Genomic DNA, 665 nt, shown 5'->3' with positions numbered 1-665 from the left:
CCTTCCGGCGTTGGCAGGATGCAGGCCGGATTGATGCCATTCTGGAAGCGCTGCAACTCAAGCTCAATGAAGAAGGGCTCATCGATTTCGACCTGTGGTGCCTGGACGGCTCCAATGTCAGAGCATCCAAAGATGCTGCCGGTGCACGTAAAAAAACACCTCAATGAATCAAGCCCTTGGCCGTTCGCGGGGAGGTTTCGGCAGCAAAATTCACTTGGTCACGGACGGTCATGGCTTACCACTGAGCTTCTGCCTGTCACCGGGGCAATCAGCAGAAATCAGCTATGCAACAAGCGCGTTGGCCATGGCGAGGATACCAACGTCATCAGGTCGCTACCGAACACGGCCAACGCATCTTGCCGCAGACAAGGCCTATAGCAGCAAAGCCTTTCGAGCCGAGCTACGGCGGAGAAGGATAAAAGCGGTCATTCCGCAACGCAGCTACCAGCAACGGCGCCATAAGGGGCGTCCATTGGTACTGGACAAGGTGCATTACCGCAGGCGCAATGTCGTGGAGCGGTGCTTCGGTTGGTTGAAGAAGTTTCGCCGGTTTTCAACGAGATATGAAAAGCTAGCCAAGAGTTTTGCAGCCTTTATCAAACTGGCTTTCTGCCTTCGCTACTTGCGCGAGTTATGTGTGGACAGAAAACCAGCATTTTGAGAAC

Annotated in this window: 1 pseudogene; it reads left to right on the top strand. The window is 54.0% G+C overall.

Annotated elements, in window-relative coordinates:
* Nucleotides 1–661 (top strand): annotated as a pseudogene (locus ACNPAA_RS21020) (IS5 family transposase); the annotation flags it as partial.
* Nucleotides 662–665 lie beyond the last annotated feature (4 nt).

The sequence above is a fragment of the Aeromonas sp. PS2Canimalfood6 genome (genome assembly GCF_048276795.1).
GTDB lineage: Bacteria > Pseudomonadota > Gammaproteobacteria > Enterobacterales > Aeromonadaceae > Aeromonas > Aeromonas caviae.
Note: the sequence above shows the minus strand (reverse complement) of the source record. Positions and strands in the feature narration are given on the sequence as shown.